The organism is Micromonospora sp. NPDC051196, from assembly GCF_040682415.1.
In the GTDB taxonomy this organism is placed as follows: domain Bacteria; phylum Actinomycetota; class Actinomycetes; order Mycobacteriales; family Micromonosporaceae; genus Micromonospora.
Map to the genome: position 1 here is coordinate 42486 of NZ_JBFBAY010000011.1, position 16640 is coordinate 59125.

13 protein-coding genes and 1 tRNA gene are annotated in these 16640 nt (G+C 70.5%); 7 read left to right on the plus strand and 7 right to left on the minus strand.

All coding sequences use genetic code 11. The features are described from left to right. Positions 1 to 54: 54 nt before the first annotated feature. From gltX to AB0M35_RS20945, 3 genes are all read right to left on the minus strand, one after another. Positions 55 to 1464, minus strand: coding sequence for a glutamate--tRNA ligase (gene gltX / locus AB0M35_RS20935; protein WP_363747231.1), 1410 nt, complete (start codon positions 1462 to 1464; stop codon positions 55 to 57). Positions 1465 to 1547: 83 nt separating this feature from the next. Then, the gene (locus AB0M35_RS20940) at positions 1548 to 2819 is read right to left on the minus strand and encodes an MFS transporter (protein WP_363747232.1); all 1272 of its coding nucleotides are present in this window, start codon (positions 2817 to 2819) and stop codon (positions 1548 to 1550) included. Then, entirely contained in the window at positions 2816 to 4165 is a 1350-nt protein-coding gene (locus tag AB0M35_RS20945) for a GH1 family beta-glucosidase (protein ID WP_363747233.1), read from the minus strand. Before AB0M35_RS20945 ends, AB0M35_RS20940 begins: the two co-directional genes overlap by 4 nt. Positions 4166 to 4353: 188 nt before the next feature. On the opposite strand from AB0M35_RS20945, the gene AB0M35_RS20950 reads away from it, so the two are divergent. Further along, the gene (locus AB0M35_RS20950; protein WP_013735272.1) at positions 4354 to 4800 is read left to right on the plus strand and encodes an SRPBCC family protein; all 447 of its coding nucleotides are present in this window, start codon (positions 4354 to 4356) and stop codon (positions 4798 to 4800) included. A gap of 86 nt (positions 4801 to 4886) precedes the next feature. Here the strand turns inward: AB0M35_RS20950 and AB0M35_RS20955 are convergent, their stop codons facing one another. The 3 genes from AB0M35_RS20955 to aceE all read right to left on the minus strand — a co-directional run bounded on the left by AB0M35_RS20955 (position 4887) and on the right by aceE (position 10095). Then, positions 4887 to 5825 carry a hypothetical protein gene (locus AB0M35_RS20955; protein ID WP_363747234.1) on the minus strand — a complete coding sequence of 313 codons (939 nt, stop codon included), beginning with the start codon at positions 5823 to 5825 and terminating at the stop codon, positions 4887 to 4889. Continuing rightward, positions 5822 to 7111, minus strand: a complete 1290-nt coding sequence (locus AB0M35_RS20960; protein ID WP_363747235.1) for a choice-of-anchor B family protein — start codon at positions 7109 to 7111, stop codon at positions 5822 to 5824. Before AB0M35_RS20960 ends, AB0M35_RS20955 begins: the two co-directional genes overlap by 4 nt. Before the next feature lie 239 nt (positions 7112 to 7350). After that, complete coding sequence (aceE, locus tag AB0M35_RS20965) at positions 7351 to 10095, minus strand: pyruvate dehydrogenase (acetyl-transferring), homodimeric type (RefSeq protein WP_363747236.1); 2745 nt, start codon at positions 10093 to 10095, stop codon at positions 7351 to 7353. A gap of 285 nt (positions 10096 to 10380) precedes the next feature. Between aceE and AB0M35_RS20970 the strand changes: the two genes are divergently transcribed. From AB0M35_RS20970 to AB0M35_RS20990, 5 genes are all read left to right on the plus strand, one after another. Next, positions 10381 to 10785 (plus strand): secondary thiamine-phosphate synthase enzyme YjbQ, encoded by a 405-nt coding sequence (locus AB0M35_RS20970; protein ID WP_363747237.1) that lies wholly within the window; start codon positions 10381 to 10383, stop codon positions 10783 to 10785. Between the two features lie 71 nt (positions 10786 to 10856). Then, a complete protein-coding gene (locus AB0M35_RS20975) occupies positions 10857 to 13538 on the plus strand; it encodes a transketolase C-terminal domain-containing protein (RefSeq protein WP_363747238.1) in 2682 nt (893 codons plus the stop codon). A 112-nt stretch (positions 13539 to 13650) separates the two neighbouring features. After that, on the plus strand, positions 13651 to 14088 hold the full coding sequence (locus AB0M35_RS20980; RefSeq protein ID WP_363747239.1) for a DUF3052 domain-containing protein: 438 nt from the start codon (positions 13651 to 13653) through the stop codon (positions 14086 to 14088). A gap of 55 nt (positions 14089 to 14143) precedes the next feature. Then, a complete protein-coding gene (locus AB0M35_RS20985; RefSeq protein WP_363747240.1) occupies positions 14144 to 14608 on the plus strand; it encodes a peroxiredoxin in 465 nt (154 codons plus the stop codon). Positions 14609 to 14695: 87 nt separating this feature from the next. Beyond that, positions 14696 to 14770: transfer RNA gene (locus AB0M35_RS20990), tRNA-Val, on the plus strand. Between the two features lie 73 nt (positions 14771 to 14843). Here the strand turns inward: AB0M35_RS20990 and AB0M35_RS20995 are convergent. Next, positions 14844 to 15395 (minus strand): GNAT family N-acetyltransferase, encoded by a 552-nt coding sequence (locus tag AB0M35_RS20995; RefSeq protein WP_363747241.1) that lies wholly within the window; start codon positions 15393 to 15395, stop codon positions 14844 to 14846. Positions 15396 to 15546: 151 nt separating this feature from the next. On the opposite strand from AB0M35_RS20995, the gene AB0M35_RS21000 reads away from it, so the two are divergent. Further along, positions 15547 to 16344 carry an alpha/beta hydrolase gene (locus AB0M35_RS21000; RefSeq protein ID WP_363747242.1) on the plus strand — a complete coding sequence of 266 codons (798 nt, stop codon included), beginning with the start codon at positions 15547 to 15549 and terminating at the stop codon, positions 16342 to 16344. Positions 16345 to 16640 lie beyond the last annotated feature (296 nt).

A 16640-nucleotide genomic window follows, 5' to 3' on the forward strand; every position in this document is an offset into this window, starting at 1 on the left:
CCGATGTTGGAGGCAGAATAACGTGCCGCCGCAATCTCGGCAGTGCCGGTGGCGCTAGACGAGGCGCAGGCGGGCGGCGCGCAGTCGAGTCAGGGTGCGCTCGGGGCCGAGCACCTCCAGCGACTCGAACAACGGCAGACCGACGGTGCGGCCGGTCACCGCGACGCGTACCGGTGCCTGGGCCTTACCGAGCTTGAGGCCACGCTCGGCGCCGACCGCCTCCAGGGTGGTCTTGAGGGTTTCCGCATCCCAGGAGGTGACCGCCGCGAAGGCGGCGATGGTCGCCTCCAGCAGCTCCGCCGAGCCCTCCTTCATGGCCTTCGTCCAGGCCGCCTCCTCGATCAGCGGCGTCGCCACGAACAGGAAGTCGACATTCGGCACGATCTCGCTGAGCACCGCGATCCGGGTCTGGGCCAGTGGCGCCACCGCGGCGAACGCCGTGGGATCGAACTCCTCCGGCTGCCACGGGGGCGGCGCGATGGTGCCGGTGCCGGTCAGCCACGGCTGGCAGGCCTCGACGAACTCCTCGATCGGCAGCGCCCGGATGTACTCGCCGTTGAACGCGCGCAGCTTCTTCTCGTCGAAGAACGCCGGTGACGGGTTCACCTCCGCCAGGCGGAACTCGTCCTCGATCACCGACCAGGGCACGATCTCCCGGTCGCCGGAGGGCGCCCAGCCGAGCAGCATCAGGTAGTTGCGCATCGCGGCGGCGAGGTACCCCTCGTCGCGGTACGCCTCCAGGGCGACCTTGTCGCGGCGCTTGGACAGCTTCTGCCGCTTCTCGTTGACCACCACCGGCACATGTGCCCAGACCGGCGGCTTGACGCCGAGGGCATCCCAGAGCAGCTGCTGCTTCGGGGTGTTGGGCAGGTGCTCCTCGGCCCGGATCACGTGGGTGATCCCCATCGTCATGTCGTCCACCACGTTGGCCAGCAGGAAGACCGGCGAGCCGTCACCACGGGCGATGACGAAGTCCTCGATGAGCTTGTTCTCGAAGGTCGGCTCGCCCCGGATCAGGTCGGTGACCACCGTGGTGCCCTCGTCCGGGGTACGGAAGCGCAGCGCCCGACCCTCGCCCGCCGGCAGACCCCGGTCGCGGCAGTACCCGTCGTAGCCGGTGTACTGGTTGCCGGTGCGGGCCTGCACCGCCTCCCGGGTGCAGTCGCAGTAGTACGCCCGGCCGGACTCGTACAGCCGGCGGGCGGCGGCGCGGTGCTCCTCGGCGTACGAGGACTGGAAGTAGGGACCCTCGTAGCTGTCCCGGGAGATGCCGATCCAGTCCAGCGCCGACAGGATGCCTTCGGTCCACTCGGGTTTGTTGCGTGCCGCGTCGGTGTCCTCGATGCGCAGCACGAACACCCCGCCCTGCTGCTTGGCGTAGATCCAGTTCTGGAGTGCCGAGCGGGCACCGCCGACGTGGAACATACCGGTCGGGGATGGGGCGAAGCGCACACGTACCGTCACGACCGACAGCCTACAGATGCAAGGAAGGGCCCCTTGTTATCGCCTGGGGTTGTACAGGGGCCCCCTCCTAACACCACGGACGGTCAGGGCACGGAGCGGATCTTCAGCACCAGCACACTGCCGAGGACGGTCACCGCGGCCGTGGTCGCGTACAACGCCGGATAGCCGCCCAGGTAGACCACGATCGGGGCGGAGACGGCCGGGCCGAGCACCTGCGGTGCGGAGTTGGCGATGTTGATCACGCCGAGGTCCTTGGCCCGATCGGTGGCCTTCGGCAGCACCTGCGTGATCAGGGCGGCGTCCACCGACAGGTACACGCCGTAACCGGCACCGAGCAGCAGCGCGGCGACGATCGCCATCGGCCAGGTGGGCGTGGCGGCCAGCAGCAGTGCCGCCACCGCCATCACCATCCCGGCGACGATCACGAAGATCTTGCGTTTGCCCGAGCGGTCGGACAGCCGGCCGGCGATCACCGTGGTGGCCATCAGCCCGGCGGTGTAGAGCAGGATCAGCACCAGCAGGCCGCCCTCGGGGTCGGCCACCCGCACCTCGTCGGTGAGGAAGTAGAGCAGGTAGAGGGTGCCGAAGGCGTTACCGAGCTGGACCAGGAACCGGGTGATCCAGGCCCAGGCGAAGTCGGGGTGGTGGCGTGGCGACACCCACATGCCGGCGAGCAGGCCACGCAGCGCCGGTCGGTGCGTACGCGGCAGCGGGTCGTCGGTGGTGCGCAGCGCGAACGGCACCGCGAGCAGCACCACGGCCGCGGCGATCGCGAGATAGCCCGCGGAGTTGTCGGTGAACACGGCGGTGACCAGCACGACGCCGAGCACCAGCCCGAGTGCCTGCGGGATGCCGACCCAGCCGGAGACGCCGCCACGCTGCGCCACCGGCACCCGATCCGGTACGGCGGCGGTCAGGCTGGCCAGCATCGCGTTGAAGCAGACCTGCGCGGCGACCCAGCCGACCGCCACCGCGGCGACGGTACGCGCCTGGGCGAGCAGCACCAGCGCCAGCGCCCCGACCAGCGCGCCACCGAGGGTCCAGACGTGCCGGCGACCGAACGCCCACCGCCCCACCCGCAGGCAGGTCCGATCCGACAGCGCCCCGGCCAGCGGGTTGGCCAGCACCGCAGCCAGCGCGCCCAGCCCGGTGACCACCGCCAGCATGGTCTCCTTGTCGGCGGGCGCGATCTGCCCGATCTGCTGCGGCAGCAGCACCTGGATCGGGGTGAAGAACGCCATCCAGACACCGAGATTCGCGGCGAACAGCAGCGCGATCCAGTTCCGCCGTACCGGCACCGTCGGCTCGGCGAGCGCCGCCGGCAGCGAGGCCGGCGTCGGGTCGACGGTGGTCACCGCGCGGTGTCCCGCCGGGCCGTCGCGATGACCTCCCGCAGCCAGGCGTACGACGACTTCGGGGTGCGCCGCTGCGTGGGGTAGTCGACGTGCACCAGACCGAAGCGTTTGGTGAAGCCCTCGGCCCACTCCCAGTTGTCCAGCAGCGACCAGACGAAGTAGCCGGTCACGTCGACTCCGTCGTCGATGGCCGCGCGTACCGCCCGCAGGTGGCCGTCCAGGTAGGTGATCCGGTCCGGGTCGTGCACCCGGCCGTCGGCGTCGGGTACGTCGTCGTAGGCGCAGCCGCTCTCGGTGATCTGGATGGGCGGCAGGTCGGCGCCGTAGCGAGCGTGCAGCCAGCCGAGCAGTTCGCGCAGCCCGTCCGGGGCCACCGGCCAGTCGAAGGCGGTACGCGGGTAGCCGTCCAGCGGCACCAGGTCGAACGGCAGCGGCGAACCCTCCTCGGGTGCCCGTACCCCGGTCGGGTTGTAGTAGTTGACCCCCAGCACGTCGATCGGCGCGGCGATCACGTCGAGGTCGCCGTCGTGCACGGCGCTCTGGTCGAAGCCCAGTTCGGTCGGGTAGCCGCGACCGAACAGCGGGTCGGTGAACAGCCGGTTGTGCAGCGCCTCGTACGCCGCGACGGCGGCCAGGTCTGCCGGGGTGTCACCGGCGGCGCGTACCGGGGAGTAGTTGTTGGCGATGGCGACCGGGCCGGCGGTCCGGGCGCGTAGTGCGGCGACTGCCAGGCCGTGGCCGAGCAGTTGGTGGTGGGCGACCGGGAAGGCGTCGAAGAGCAGTGCCCGGCCGGGCGCGTGTTCACCCGTACCGTGACCGAGGCTCATGTGGATGAACGGTTCGTTCAGGGTGATCCAGAGTTTGACCCGGTCGCCGAGGCGCTCGGCCACCAGGTCGGCGTACTCGGCGAAGCGGTGTGCGGTGTCCCGGTTCAGCCATCCGCCGGCGTCCTCCAACGGCTGGGGCAGGTCCCAGTGGAACAGCGTGGCGACCGGGTCGATGCCGTGGTCGAGCAGCCCGTCGACCAGCCGTTCGTAGAAGTCCAGCCCAGCGGGGTTGACCGCGCCGGTGCCGGTCGGCCGCACCCGGGGCCAGGCCACCGAGAACCGGTACGCGGTCACCCCCAACCCGGCCATCAGGGCGATGTCCTCGGCGTAGCGGTGGTAGTGGTCGCTGGCCACGTCGCCGCTGCTGCCGTCGACGATCCGCCCCGGCGAGTGCGCGAAGGTGTCCCAGATGGACGGTCCGCGTCCGTCGGCGCCGGCTGCACCCTCGATCTGGTACGCCGATGTGGAGACGCCCCAGCGGAATCCGGCGGGGAAGCTGGGCATAGGTGCGGTCGACATGCGCCCTCCCTGAGAAACGCGAAACGTGTTCGGGACTCTAGGGCGCACCGGGGCTCGGGTCTATAGGCCGATGTGCATGGGAAAGCAATACCTTTCGGCGTGTCTTTAGCGAACACGTCCACATACGTCCGATTTGACGCATAGAGTGCCGATATCGTGGGATGTCCTCACTGGAGGAAGACGGAATAATGATCCTCGTGGAACGCAGCGCGCACGTGGCGGCGCCGGTCGAAGCGGTCTGGGATGTGGTGCAGCGGGCCGAACAGTTGCCCGCCTGGCTGGCCGGGGTCCGTGCGGCCGAGGTGCTCTCGGGAGAGGGCTTCGGCAGACGGCAACTGGTCCAGGCCGGACGCGGTGCCGCGCATGAGGCCGAGGTGATCGCCTACCAGGAACCGACGCTGATCGGCTGGCGGGAACGTGCCAAGGGCGCCGGTGCCCGAGCGGAGGCGCGCACCGAGATATACGTCCAGCTCACTCCCGACGAGGAGGAGGGCGGCACGATCGTGCGGCTGATCGTCGTACGCTGGCCGGCCGGTCCGGTCAAGGCCGCCCTGCTGCGCCTCGGCCTGCGTCGGGTCGGCGCCGATCTGGAGGACTCGCTGGCCCGGCTGACCGACCTGGCCGCCGTCGGCTGACCGGCCACGTCCTGGCGTCACCCGCGACGGTGGCGGCCCCGGTGTCCCTGCCAGGTGCACCCGGGCCGCCACCGCTTTCGCGACGCTCACACGACCACGGTGAACGCGGCGACGCGTACCTCGTCGAGGTGCCGGAACTCGAAGAACAGCCGGTATGTGCCCGCCGACGGCACGGTGACCCCGAAGGCCACCACCGAGCTGGGTTGGCTGGCCGCCGCCGGGTGCACGTGCAGGTACGCCAGGTCGCCCTGGCGCAGCGCCACCAGATGCCCGTACGCACCGAGGTGAAGTTGCAGGTCGTTGACCGGTTGCCCGTCGCGACCGAGCCAGACCAGCACCTGGTTGGACTCGCCGGCACGTAGTCCGCCGTCCAGGGTGACCGTGTAGCCGTCGACCAGCACCGTCTCCTCGGGCGGGGCGAGTTCCTCGGCCGCGTACCGCCCGGGAACCGGCAGGTCGATGCCGAGCGTGGTGCCCGCTGCCGCCCCCGCCGGCCAGAAGTCGGCGATCGCCCGTAGCGGGCCGGGCGCGGCCGGAGTGATCATGACCCGCCAGGTGCCGTCCGGTGACATCTCCGGATGCACATGCTGATACCCGCTCAGGTCACGACCGACCAGGATCAGGTGCAGCTGCCGTTCGTGGACCACCTGGAAGTCGGTGAGCGCGACGCCGTCCGGGCCGGTGATCCGGAAGACCAGTTCACCCGGCTTGCCCGCGCGCAGCTTCGCGTCGTCCACGGTCAGCGTCCAGCCGTCCCGGGAGACCTCCAGCCCACCGGGGCCGTGGTTGGCATGGGCGAGCGCGCCGGCCGCTGCCGGCCGTGCCGGCCCGGCAGGGCCGCCGGCCCGGCCCGCGAAGAAGCCGACCGCCAGGGTCAGGCCGAGCACCAGGACGGCGGCGGCGTAGCGGCTTTTCCGGCCGGCTGCCGGTGCTCCGGGCAGTTCGTCGGGGCCGGGGCGCCCCGACTGGGGCGCCCCGTCCACGATGTCGGCGAGGGTCGCCGGCCGCTGGTCGGTCGTGGTCACGACAACCGGGGCTGCAACACGAACAGCCCCTGCTCGATGCCGCTGACCACCACGATGCCGCTGGGGTAGTAGGGGTAGACGCTCCACGCGCCGTTCATCGAGGCACTGTTGCTCGACGGGTAGATGTCGAAGAAGCCCGCCTCGGTGGCCCGACCGCTGGACACGTTCGCCAGGTCCAGGATGCGCAACCCGGCCCGGTAGTTGGCCTGGTAGCTGTACCTGCCCTTGACGTACTGGTTGTGGTCGGTGGCGGCGACCCCGCTCGGCGCGCTGTAGGTGCCGATGTGCCGGGGGGCGTCCAGGTCGGCCAGGTCCCAGATGTACGTTTGGGTGTTCACCCCGCGCCGGGACTCGTCCAGCTCGTCGTCGAGCAGGAAGTACCGCTGGTCCTCGGTGAACCAGCCCTGGTGGGTGTACGCCCGGCCGGTGTAGCCGATGCGGGCCAGCTGCCGGGGTGCCGACTTGCTGGTCACGTCGACGACGGTCACCGTGTCCTCGTTGGAGCTGACGCAGATCTCCCGGCCGGTGTAGGCGGTGTCCGGTCCCCGGTAGACCACGCACTGGGTGTCGTGGGTGTAGCCGTCGTTGCTGACACAGCCCGCCTGGACCGGCGACTTCGGGGTACGAATGTCGATCATGTGCAGGCCGCCGCTGCACGTGTTGGTGCCCACCGCGTACGCGTACCCGGTCTGCTCGTTGATCGCGATGTTGTGCGAGTTGCCGAACCGGCTGTAGTGCGCGTCGGCCGTCCAGGTCTGCGGGGCGGTGACGCCGCGCAGCCGGGTCAGGTCGAAGACCTGCATGCCGTGGCCGGAGACGTCCGCCACCACGTACGCGTGGTCACGGTAGACCTTGATGTCCCGCCAGACCGCCGTGCGGTTCTGGTACGCGGGCAGGTTGCCCAGGTAGACCGGGGCGCTCGGGTTGGACACGTCCACGAAGGAGGTGCCGTTGCGGCGGCCGACCAGCGCGTACTCCTTGCTGGTCTGCGGGTCGGTCCAGCCCCAGATGTCGTTCGCCTGGCTGCCGCCGATGGTGGACAGCGGCATGAACGACAGCAGGTCCACGTTGCGGCAGGGGTAGCCGGCCGCCTGGCCGTTGGTGCAGGCGGTCGCGGCGGCGGCGGCCATCTGCTGGGTGGGCTCGCGCTGAGCCATGAACTCCTGGGCCGAGGCCCGCCCGGCGGGGGTCGCGGGATCATGGGCCACCGAGGGGGACCCTGGCCCCAGCGTCGACACCACCAGGGCGCCGACGGCCAGAGCGAGGCCGATCCGGATAGTTCGCATGTGCATTCCCTCCCGTCGTGCCGGGGCGACGGTGACGTCCGGGCCGGTGGTGGACGGGCACGACGGGTAGCGCCACACCGGGCCGGCCTGGCGTCCACGGGAAGGCGAACGCCTATCGATGATTGTGGATTCAGTGTGTTACAGCTTGAAGACCTCTGCCGATACCGTCTGTGTCATACCGGCGGCACGCGAAAAGGGCCCGGCGCTCTCGCGCCGGGCCCTTTTCGAGGTGGAACTTTCTAGCTGTCGCCGCCGGTCTCGCCCACCGGGGCGGAGTTCACGTCGTCGATCGCGTACTTCTTGGCCGCCTCGGCCGGTACGTGAGCCGGTACCACCCCGCGCAGCGCGAGTTGCCGCAGGGTGGCGACGGTGACCGACTCGGCGTCGACGTGGAAGTGCCGGCGCAGCGCGTGGCGGGTGTCGGACAGGCCGAAGCCGTCGGTGCCCAGGGAGGTCCAGTCACCCGGCACCCAGCGGGAGATCAGGTCCGGCACCGCGCGCATCCAGTCGCTGACCGCGACCTTCGGCCCGTCGGCGTCGGCCAGCTTCCGCTGGATGTACGGCACCCGCTGCTCCGCACCCGGGTGCAGGAGGTTGTACTCCTCGCACTCGACGGCGTCGCGGCGCAGCTCGGTCCAGGAGGTCACCGACCAGACGTCGGCGGCCACCCCCCAGTCCTGGGCGAGCAGTTGCTGCGCCTTGAGCGCCCACTGCATGCCGGTGCCGGAGGCCAGCAGGTTGGCCCGGGGTGCGTCCCCGTCGATCGACGGGGCCGGTGAGTAGCGGTGGATGCCCTTGACGATGCCCTCGACGTCCACACCAGCAGGCTCCGCCGGCTGGTGGATCGGCTCGTTGTAGACGGTGAGGTAGTAGAAGATGTTCTCCTGCTGCTCGCCGTACATCCGGTGCAGGCCGTTCTCCATGATGTGCGCGATCTCGAACGCGAACGCCGGGTCGTACGCGACGACCGCCGGGTTCGTGGCCGCGAGCAGGTGGGAGTGGCCGTCCTCGTGTTGCAGACCCTCACCGTTGAGCGTGGTGCGTCCGGCGGTGGCACCGAGCACGAAGCCGCGAGCCATCTGGTCGGCAGCGGCCCAGAAGCCGTCTCCGGTGCGCTGGAACCCGAACATCGAGTAGAAGATGTACATCGGGATCATCGGCTCGTCGTGGGTGGCGTACGACGTGCCGGCGGCGGTGAACGAGGCGACCGAACCGGCCTCGTTGATCCCCTCGTGCAGGATCTGCCCGATGGTCGATTCCTTGTACGACAGGAACAGCTCCCGGTCCACGGCGGTGTACCGCTGACCGTGCGGCGAGTAGATCTTCGCGGTCGGGAAGATCGAGTCCAGACCGAAGGTACGCGCCTCGTCCGGGATGATCGGCACCCAGCGCTTGCCGAACTGCTTGTCCTTCATCAGGTCCTTGAGCAGGCGGACGAAGGCCATCGTGGTGGCCACCTTCTGCTTGCCCGAACCGCGCTTGATGTCGGCGAAACGCTCACTGCCCGGGATGGCCAGCGACTTGGCCTCGGTCCGCCGCGAGGGCAGGTAACCGCCGAGCTGCTGGCGCCGCTCGTGCAGGTACTGCATCTCGGTGGACTTCTCGTCGGGGCGGTAGTACGGCGGGAGGTACGGGTTCTCCTCCAGCGCCGAGTCCGGGATGTCCAGGTAGAGCCGGTCGCGGAAGGTCTTCAGGTCCTCCAGCGTCAGCTTCTTCATCTGGTGCGTGGCGTTGCGGCCCTCGAAGTGCGAGCCGAGCGTCCAGCCCTTGATCGTCTTGGCCAGGATCACCGTCGGCTGACCGGTGTGCTCCGTCGCCGCCTTGTAGGCCGCGTAGAGCTTGCGGTAGTCGTGCCCGCCCCGCTTGAGGTTCCAGATCTCGTCGTCGCTGAGACCCTCGACCATCTTGCGGGTACGCGGGTCACGGCCGAAGAAGTGCTCCCGCACGTACGCCCCGGACTCCGCCTTGTAGGTCTGGTAGTCGCCGTCGGGCGTGGTGTTCATGAGGTTGACCAGCGCGCCGTCGGTGTCGGCGGCGAGCAGTGTGTCCCACTCCCGGCCCCAGACCACCTTGATCACGTTCCAGCCGGCGCCCCGGAAGAACGCCTCCAGCTCCTGCATCACCTTGCCGTTGCCCCGCACCGGCCCGTCCAGCCGCTGGAGGTTGCAGTTGATCACGAAGGTGAGGTTGTCCAGCTCCTCGCGGGCGGCCACCCCGATCGCGCCGAGGGTCTCCGGCTCGTCCATCTCGCCGTCGCCGAGGAAGGCCCAGACGTGCTGGTCCGAGGTGTCCTTGATGCCCCGGTGGTGCAGGTACCGGTTGAACCGGGCCTGGTAGATGGCGTTCAGCCCACCCAGACCCATGGAGACCGTGGGGAACTCCCAGAAGTCCGGCATCAGCCGAGGGTGCGGGTACGACGGCAGACCGCCACCGGGGTGCGACAGCTCCTGCCGGAAGCCGTCGAGCTGGTTCTCGCTGAGGCGGCCCTCCAGGAACGCCCGAGCGTACATGCCGGGGGAGGCGTGACCCTGGTAGAAGATGTGGTCACCGCCGCCCGGGTGGCTCTTGCCCCGGAAGAAGTGGTTGAAGCCCACCTCGTACAGCGACGCGGAGCTGGCGAAGGTGGAGATGTGACCGCCGACACCGATCTCCGGCCGCTGGGCGCGGTGCACCAGCATCGCCGCGTTCCACCGCACGTACGCCCGGATCCGCCGCTCGACGTGCTCGTCGCCGGGGAACCACGGTTCCCGCTCCGGCGCAATGGTGTTGATGTAGTCGGTGGTGGTCAGCGACGGCACCCCGACCTGGCGCTCGCGAGCGCGCTCCAGCAGACGAAGCATCACGTAGCGGGCCCGCTTGGCGCCGCGCTCGTCGATGACACCGTCCAGCGACTCGACCCACTCGCTGGTCTCTTCGGGGTCGATGTCTGGAAGCTGGCTAGGCAGGCCGGCCGTGATCACCGGGCGCTTGCGTTCCGTAGCCACAGGCGTTCCCTCGGTTGTGTGTGGGATAGGTCTCTAGCGCCATCCTGCCCCGTCGCGGCACTCGGCGTCACGTCCACCCGTGTCAAGGGCGACGCGCGACACAGGTACTCACCAGTAACGTTGTCTTTTCCATACCTACCGGCTCCGAGCTGTGCTGAGAGGATCGCGGAGCCACCTGGCCGGTGGCAGCCACCCGTCCAGTCGGAGCCGTCCGGCCGGTCCCGGACCGGGCGACGATCGCGGCCGGGCCGGTGCGGACCGGCCGACTGCGGCAGAATGCGACAGGTGCGCAGTGAGGTGATCACCGTCCGGACCGGCTCCCGGTCCACCGTGCAGGACATCACCGCCGAGGCTGAGCGGTTCGTCTCCGGCCAGGGCGACGGGCTGCTGCACGTGTTCGTGCCGCACGCCACCGCCGGGCTGGCCATCATCGAGACCGGCGCCGGCTCGGACGACGACCTGATCACCGCGCTGGACAGCGTGCTGCCCACCGACAACCGCTGGCGGCACCGACACGGCTCGCCCGGCCACGGGCGTGATCACGTGCTGCCGGCCTTCGTCGCCCCGTACGCGACGCTGCCGGTGCTCGACGGTCGGCTGGCCCTGGGGACCTGGCAGTCGATCTGCCTGGTCGACACCAACGGCGACAACACCACCCGCCAGGTCCGGTTCTCCTTCCTACCCGGCTGACCGCAGGCCGAGCGAGGTCGGCCGGTGAACGCGAGCCGGGTTCGACTGGGCGAGGTGTGCTCCGGTCGGTAATGCTGTCGGACGTGACCACCCCGCAGGATCTTGACGACCGACTCCGGGAGTCCCTGGCCGCGCTGGCCATGCCGCGGCACCGTACCGACCCGGCGCAGCCGGTGGCCGAGGGCGCGGCGCTGACCGGCGCCCAACTCTTGGAACTCTTCGACGCCCAGGTCACCAGCCGGCAGCTCGATCTCGCCGGGCACTGGCTGCGTAGCTTCGGCGAGGGCTACCACACGATCGGCTCGGCGGGCCACGAGGGCAACGCGGCCGTCGCGGCCGCGCTGCGCCCCACCGACCCGGCGTTGCTGCACTACCGCTCGGGCGCGTTCTACTGCGTCCGCGCCGCCCAGGCCGCCGAGACAACGGCGGGCGCGGCGACCAGACCGTTGCTGCCGGTGGACGACGACCCGGACACTACGCCCGCGGTGACCGGCGTTTCCGTCGACCCGGAAGCGGACGGCCAGCCGGTCGACCCGGCGGTGGATGGCGATCCGGTCGACCCGGCGGACGGCGGTCCGGCCGACCGGGCGATCGACGCCGAGCCGGTTGATCCGGCGGACGGCGGTCCGGTTGATTCGACGGCGGACGCCGAGCCGGTTGATCCGGCGGCCGAGGACGCCACTGCGGGCTCGACCCCGCCCGGGCGGACGGCCTCGATCGGGATCGGCTCGGCCTTGCCGTCGGATGACGAGGTCGGCGCCGGGATGCCGGTGGCCGCGGTGCGGCGGCCGGTGGCAGGGGCGTACACCGAGGCGGCGCGGGACGTGCTGCGTGGGATGGTGGCCTCCAGCCAGGACCCGATCACCGGTGGCCGGCACAAGGTCTTCGGTCGAGCCGACCTCGCCGTGGTGCCGACCACCTCCACCGCAGCCTCGCACCTGCCCCGGGCCGTCGGCATGGGGCTGGCGGTGGAGCGGCTGCGCCGGCTGGATGCCCGGCGCGGCTCGACGCAGGCCGACGGGGCGTCCCGGGCGCCCTGGGCACCGGACGCGATCGTGGTCTGCTCGTTCGGCGACGCCGCCGTCAACCACGCCAGCGCCACCGCGGCGTTCAACACCGCCGGCTGGTACGACCACACCGGCCTGCGCATTCCGGTGCTGTTCGTCTGCGAGGACAACGGCCTGGGTGCCAGCCTGCGGTCGCCGCAGGGCTGGGTGGCCACGGCGCTGCGCGCCAAGCCGGGTATCCGCTACTTCGCCGCCGACGGCGCCGACCTGGTGGGGGCGTACGGGGCGGCGCGCGAGGCGGCGGCCTGGGTACGTCGCCACCGCCGTCCGGCCGTGCTGCACCTGAGCACGGTCCGGTTGCTGGGCCACACCGGCGCGGACGCCGAGAGTGCGTACCGCAGCGCCGAGGAGATCGCCGTCGATCTCGCCGCCGACCCGGTGGTCGCCACCGCGCGACGGCTGGTCGGCGCGGGCCTGGCCAGTGGTGCGGAACTGCTGGACCGCTACGACGAGATCGGCTGGCAGATCCGGCGGGTTGCCGAGCAGGTGCTGGACGAGCCGAAGCTGAGCAGCCCGGCCGAGGTGATCGCCCCGCTGGCTCCACGCCGCCCGGTCCGGGTGGCCCAGGCGGTGGCCGACGCGGGTGCCCGAGCCGCCGGGCCGGGCGCGGGGGCGCGGCTGGAGGCGTTCGGCGGTAAGCCGCCGGAACTGACCGGCCCGCTGACACTCGCGCAGAGCATCAACGCCGCGCTCACCGACGCACTGTTGGAGCACCCGCAGATGGCCGTCTTCGGCGAGGACGTCGCCGCCAAGGGCGGGATGTACGGGGTGACCAAGGGGCTGCGCGACCGGTTCGGCCCGGCCCGGGTGTTCGACACGTTGCTCGACGAGACCTCGGTGCTCGGTCTGGGCCTCGGCGCAGGGCTGGCCGGCATGCTGCCGGTGCCGGAGATCCAGTACCTGGCGCACCTGCACAGCGCCGAGGACCAGTTGCGCGGCGAGGCGGCCACCATGGGGTTCTTCTCCCAGGGTGCGCTGCGCAACCCGATGGTGCTGCGGGTAGCGGGCCTGGCGTACCAGGAGGGCTTCGGCGGGCACTTCCACAATGACAACTCGGTGGCCGTACTGCGGGATGTGCCCGGACTGGTGATCGCCGTGCCGGCCCGCCCGGACGACGCGGCGGCGATGCTGCGCACCTGCCTGGCGAGCGCGGCGGTGGACGGCAGCGTCTGCGTGTTCCTGGAGCCGATCGCGCTCTACCACGCCCGCGACCTCTACTCCGACGGTGACGGTGAGTGGTTGGCCGGCTATGCCGAGCCGGGTGCCTGGGCGGGCGGACACGTCCCCGTCGGCCGAGCCCGGGTGTACGGTGTCGGCTCGGCCGAGGACATCACCATCGTGACCTTCGGTAACGGCGTACGGATGGCACTGCGGGCCGCCTCGGCGCTGGCGGACGAAGGCATCGGCAGCCGGGTGGTGGATCTGCGCTGGCTCGCGCCGCTGCCGGTGGCCGACCTCATCCGGGAGGCCGCCGCGACCGGGAGGGTGCTGGTGGTGGACGAGACGCGGCGCTCCGGCGGGGTCGGTGAGGGAGTGATCGCCGCGCTGGTCGACGCCGGATATGTCGGGGCCGCACGCCGAGTGGCGGCAGTTGACTGTTTTGTACCTTTGGGCCCGGCTGCCCGTCAGGTCCTGGTATCCGAGGAGGCCATCACCCAGGGTGCCCGTACGCTGCTGGCACGGTAAATTTCGTTCCACCCGGTGCGCCACTTGCGCGCGGCGGCACAACTGTGTGGACTTTGCCTGACGGCGCCGACCGGGTGCCGCGAGCTTGGACGAGATGAGGAGGCACGCGACAGTGAGCGCGACCGCTGGTCAGGCTGCTGACGGGGTACGCAGCCTGGCGGACCGGTTCGGTATCGAACCGGGGATGGTCGTCATGGAGATGGGCTACGACGACGACGTCGACTCCGATCTCCGGGACGCCCTGACCGACCGTTGTGGAGAGCTGGTCGACGAAGACACCGATGAGGTGGTCGACGCGGTGCTGGTGTGGTATCGCGACGGCGATGGTGATCTTTTCGAGCTTCTCGTCGACGCCCTCGGCCCGCTGGCCGACAACGGGGTCGTGTGGCTGCTGACGCCCAAGGCTGGCCGCGACGGCCACGTCGAGCCGAGCGAGATCGCCGAGTCCGCTCCCACCGCCGGCCTTCAGCAGACCTCGACGATCAACGCCGGCAAGGACTGGAGCGGTGCCCGCCTCGTGCTGCGTCGCGGCGCAAAGGGCAAGAAGTAGTTTCGTCGTCCGACGTGACAAGCTGATGCATCTCGACTCGACCCAAGGAGTTCGCATGCCCATCGAGGTTGGCGCCGAGGCGCCCGACTTCGTACTCAAGGACCAGAACAACCAGGAGGTGCGGCTCTCCGACTACCGGGGTTCGCGTGCCGTCCTGCTGGTCTTCTACCCGCTGGCCTTCACCGGTGTGTGCCAGGGCGAGCTGTGCGAGGTGCGGGACAACCTCAACGAGTACGTCAACGACGACGTCCAGGTGCTGACCGTGAGCGTGGACTCGGTCTACGCCCACAAGGTCTGGGCGGACCGGGAGGGCTACCAGTTCCCGCTGCTGGCCGACTTCTGGCCGCACGGTGCCGTCGCCCAGGCGTACGGGGTCTTCAACGACGTCGCCGGCATCGCCAACCGGGGCACCTTCGTCATCGACAAGGCGGGTGTCGTTCGCTTTGCCGAGATGAACATGCCGGGCGAGCCGCGCGACCAGCAGGGCTGGCGCAAGGCGCTGGCGGAGGTCAGCGCCTGACCCCGGTCCCAACGGGTGCGACCGTCCGGCAGGGCCGGTGCGTGGCAGGGTAAGCTGCCAACCGCCGGTCCGCCGTACGGCGTTTCCGGGCGCGTAGCTCAGTGGGAGAGCACTCGCCTTACAAGCGAGGGGTCGCAGGTTCGAAACCTGCCGCGCCCACCAGCACAAACCACGGCCCGGAGATCATTTCTCCGGGCCGTGACAGCAATGCGGCCACGAGAGCTGGCCGCCGCCCTTAGCGGCCCACCGGTGCAGCCGCCCGAGTGAACAGCGTCAACGGCCGGCTGTCCACCTGGTACGAAAACCGCCGTACCCAGCCCGTGCGTTCGTAGAGCTGGGCCGCCGCCGCATCCGGGTGGGTGGCCAGCCACGCGGCCCGGTCACCGACCTGACGCGCCAGCAGTTCCCGGCCCACCCCGTGCCCTCGGTATGCCGGCGCGACCATCAGCTCTGCCACCACCACTGCCGGCGCCACCAGCAACGCCGCCACATCCGGCGGCGCCGCCTCCCGTACCGCGATGTCGAACGCGTTCGCCGCCGGCAGCACGGCCGGCGCGGGCCATCCGTACACCGCGCCCACGATCTCACCGTCTCGTTCGGCGACTGAGCCGTACGCCCCCGGCTCGCTCGTATGCCGGGCCAGCCGGGCCGGAAACTCCGCGATCTTCTCGGCCGGCTCGTTCCAGGGCGGGGCCGCGAAGCAGTCCCGGTAGATCGGGTGGAGGTGCGCGACCAACTGCCGCAGCCCGGCTCCGTCCAGCCCGGTCATCACGAACGACAACACCATCACCCAGCCCTATTGCCAATAATCTGCAACTGCTAACTCCTGGCGATCAAGGTACGTGTCCACGCCTCGTCCTTCAACCGAGGTCCGCAACCGGTGCCCGTGAGGCCCGGTGCCGTGCCACCGTTGTCCGGTCGACGGTGAAGGGGGCCCGGTGACTTACGCGGAGATCAACGGCGTCCGGTTCCGGTACGAGACACACGGTTCCGGTCGACCGCTGGTGCTGCTGCACGGCGGCTTCGGTGCGGTGGAGACGTTCGCTGCGATCCGGCCGGCGCTGACCCGGCGACGCCGGGTGATCAGCGTCGACCTGCCGGGTCACGGGCGTACCGCCGACGTCGACCGGCCGCTGCGCTACGAGTCGATGGCTGACGACATCGCCGCGCTGATCGTCCACCTCAGGCTCGCCCCGGCCGATGTGCTGGGCTTCTCGCTCGGCGGTGGGGTGGCGCTGCGGGTGGCGATCCAGCACCGGGAGCTGGTACGTCGACTGGTCGTGGTCTCCGCGCCCTGCCGGCGACAGGGCTGGTTTCCGGAGGTGCTCGCCGGCATGCCCGAGCCCGACGAGGCGGCCGGCGAGCGGATGCGCGGCACCCCGCCGTACCAGCTCTACCAGGCCGTAGCGCCCCGTCCGCAGGACTGGTCGCGGCTGTGGGCCAAGACCGGGGAGCTGCTGCGGCGGGAGTACGACTGGTCGCCGGAGGTCGCCGCGCTGACCACGCCGACGCTGCTGGTCTTCGCCGACGCCGACTCGGTCCGGCCGGGCCACATGGTGGAGTTCTTCGGCCTGCTCGGTGGTGGTCACCGCGACGCCGGTTGGGACGGCACCGGACGCCCGGACGCCCGGCTGGCCATCCTCCCCGGCCTCACCCACTACGACATCGTCGACTCGCCCGCCCTGCCCGCTGTGGTCCTCCCCTTCCTCACCCACACGCTCAACACCCCCGCCTGACCGCCGTGGCTCTGCGGTTCTTGCAAGTTCCCTGATGTTGCTGCCTGACCTGCGCACCGAGGCAGCAACATCAGGGAACTTGCCGACCGACGAGGGCGTCGGCGCTCATCGTGTGGAGTGCAGGATGACGACTCCGGCGCCAGCGGGGGTGGTGTCTGCCAGGTCAGGTGCTGTGGGGTGCAGGGGTGGTCGACAAGCGGGATGCCGCTGCCGGCGAGGACCGGGTTGATCTTGACCACCATCCATGAGGGTGGTGCCGGCCGGTGGGAGTGGCCGACTCGCTGGTGCGGGCCGCG

Excerpts from the sequence above, each read along its gene's own strand:
- AB0M35_RS20945 (WP_363747233.1), bottom strand. The coding sequence starts at position 4,165 with ATGTCGACCGCACCTATGCCCAGCTTCCCCGCCGGATTCCGCTGGGGC.
- AB0M35_RS20950 (WP_013735272.1), top strand. The coding sequence starts at position 4,354 with ATGATCCTCGTGGAACGCAGCGCGCACGTGGCGGCGCCGGTCGAAGCG.
- AB0M35_RS20960 (WP_363747235.1), bottom strand. The coding sequence starts at position 7,111 with ATGCGAACTATCCGGATCGGCCTCGCTCTGGCCGTCGGCGCCCTGGTG.
- AB0M35_RS20975 (WP_363747238.1), top strand. The coding sequence starts at position 10,857 with ATGCTGTCGGACGTGACCACCCCGCAGGATCTTGACGACCGACTCCGG.
- AB0M35_RS20985 (WP_363747240.1), top strand. The coding sequence starts at position 14,144 with ATGCCCATCGAGGTTGGCGCCGAGGCGCCCGACTTCGTACTCAAGGAC.
- AB0M35_RS20995 (WP_363747241.1), bottom strand. The coding sequence starts at position 15,395 with ATGGTGTTGTCGTTCGTGATGACCGGGCTGGACGGAGCCGGGCTGCGG.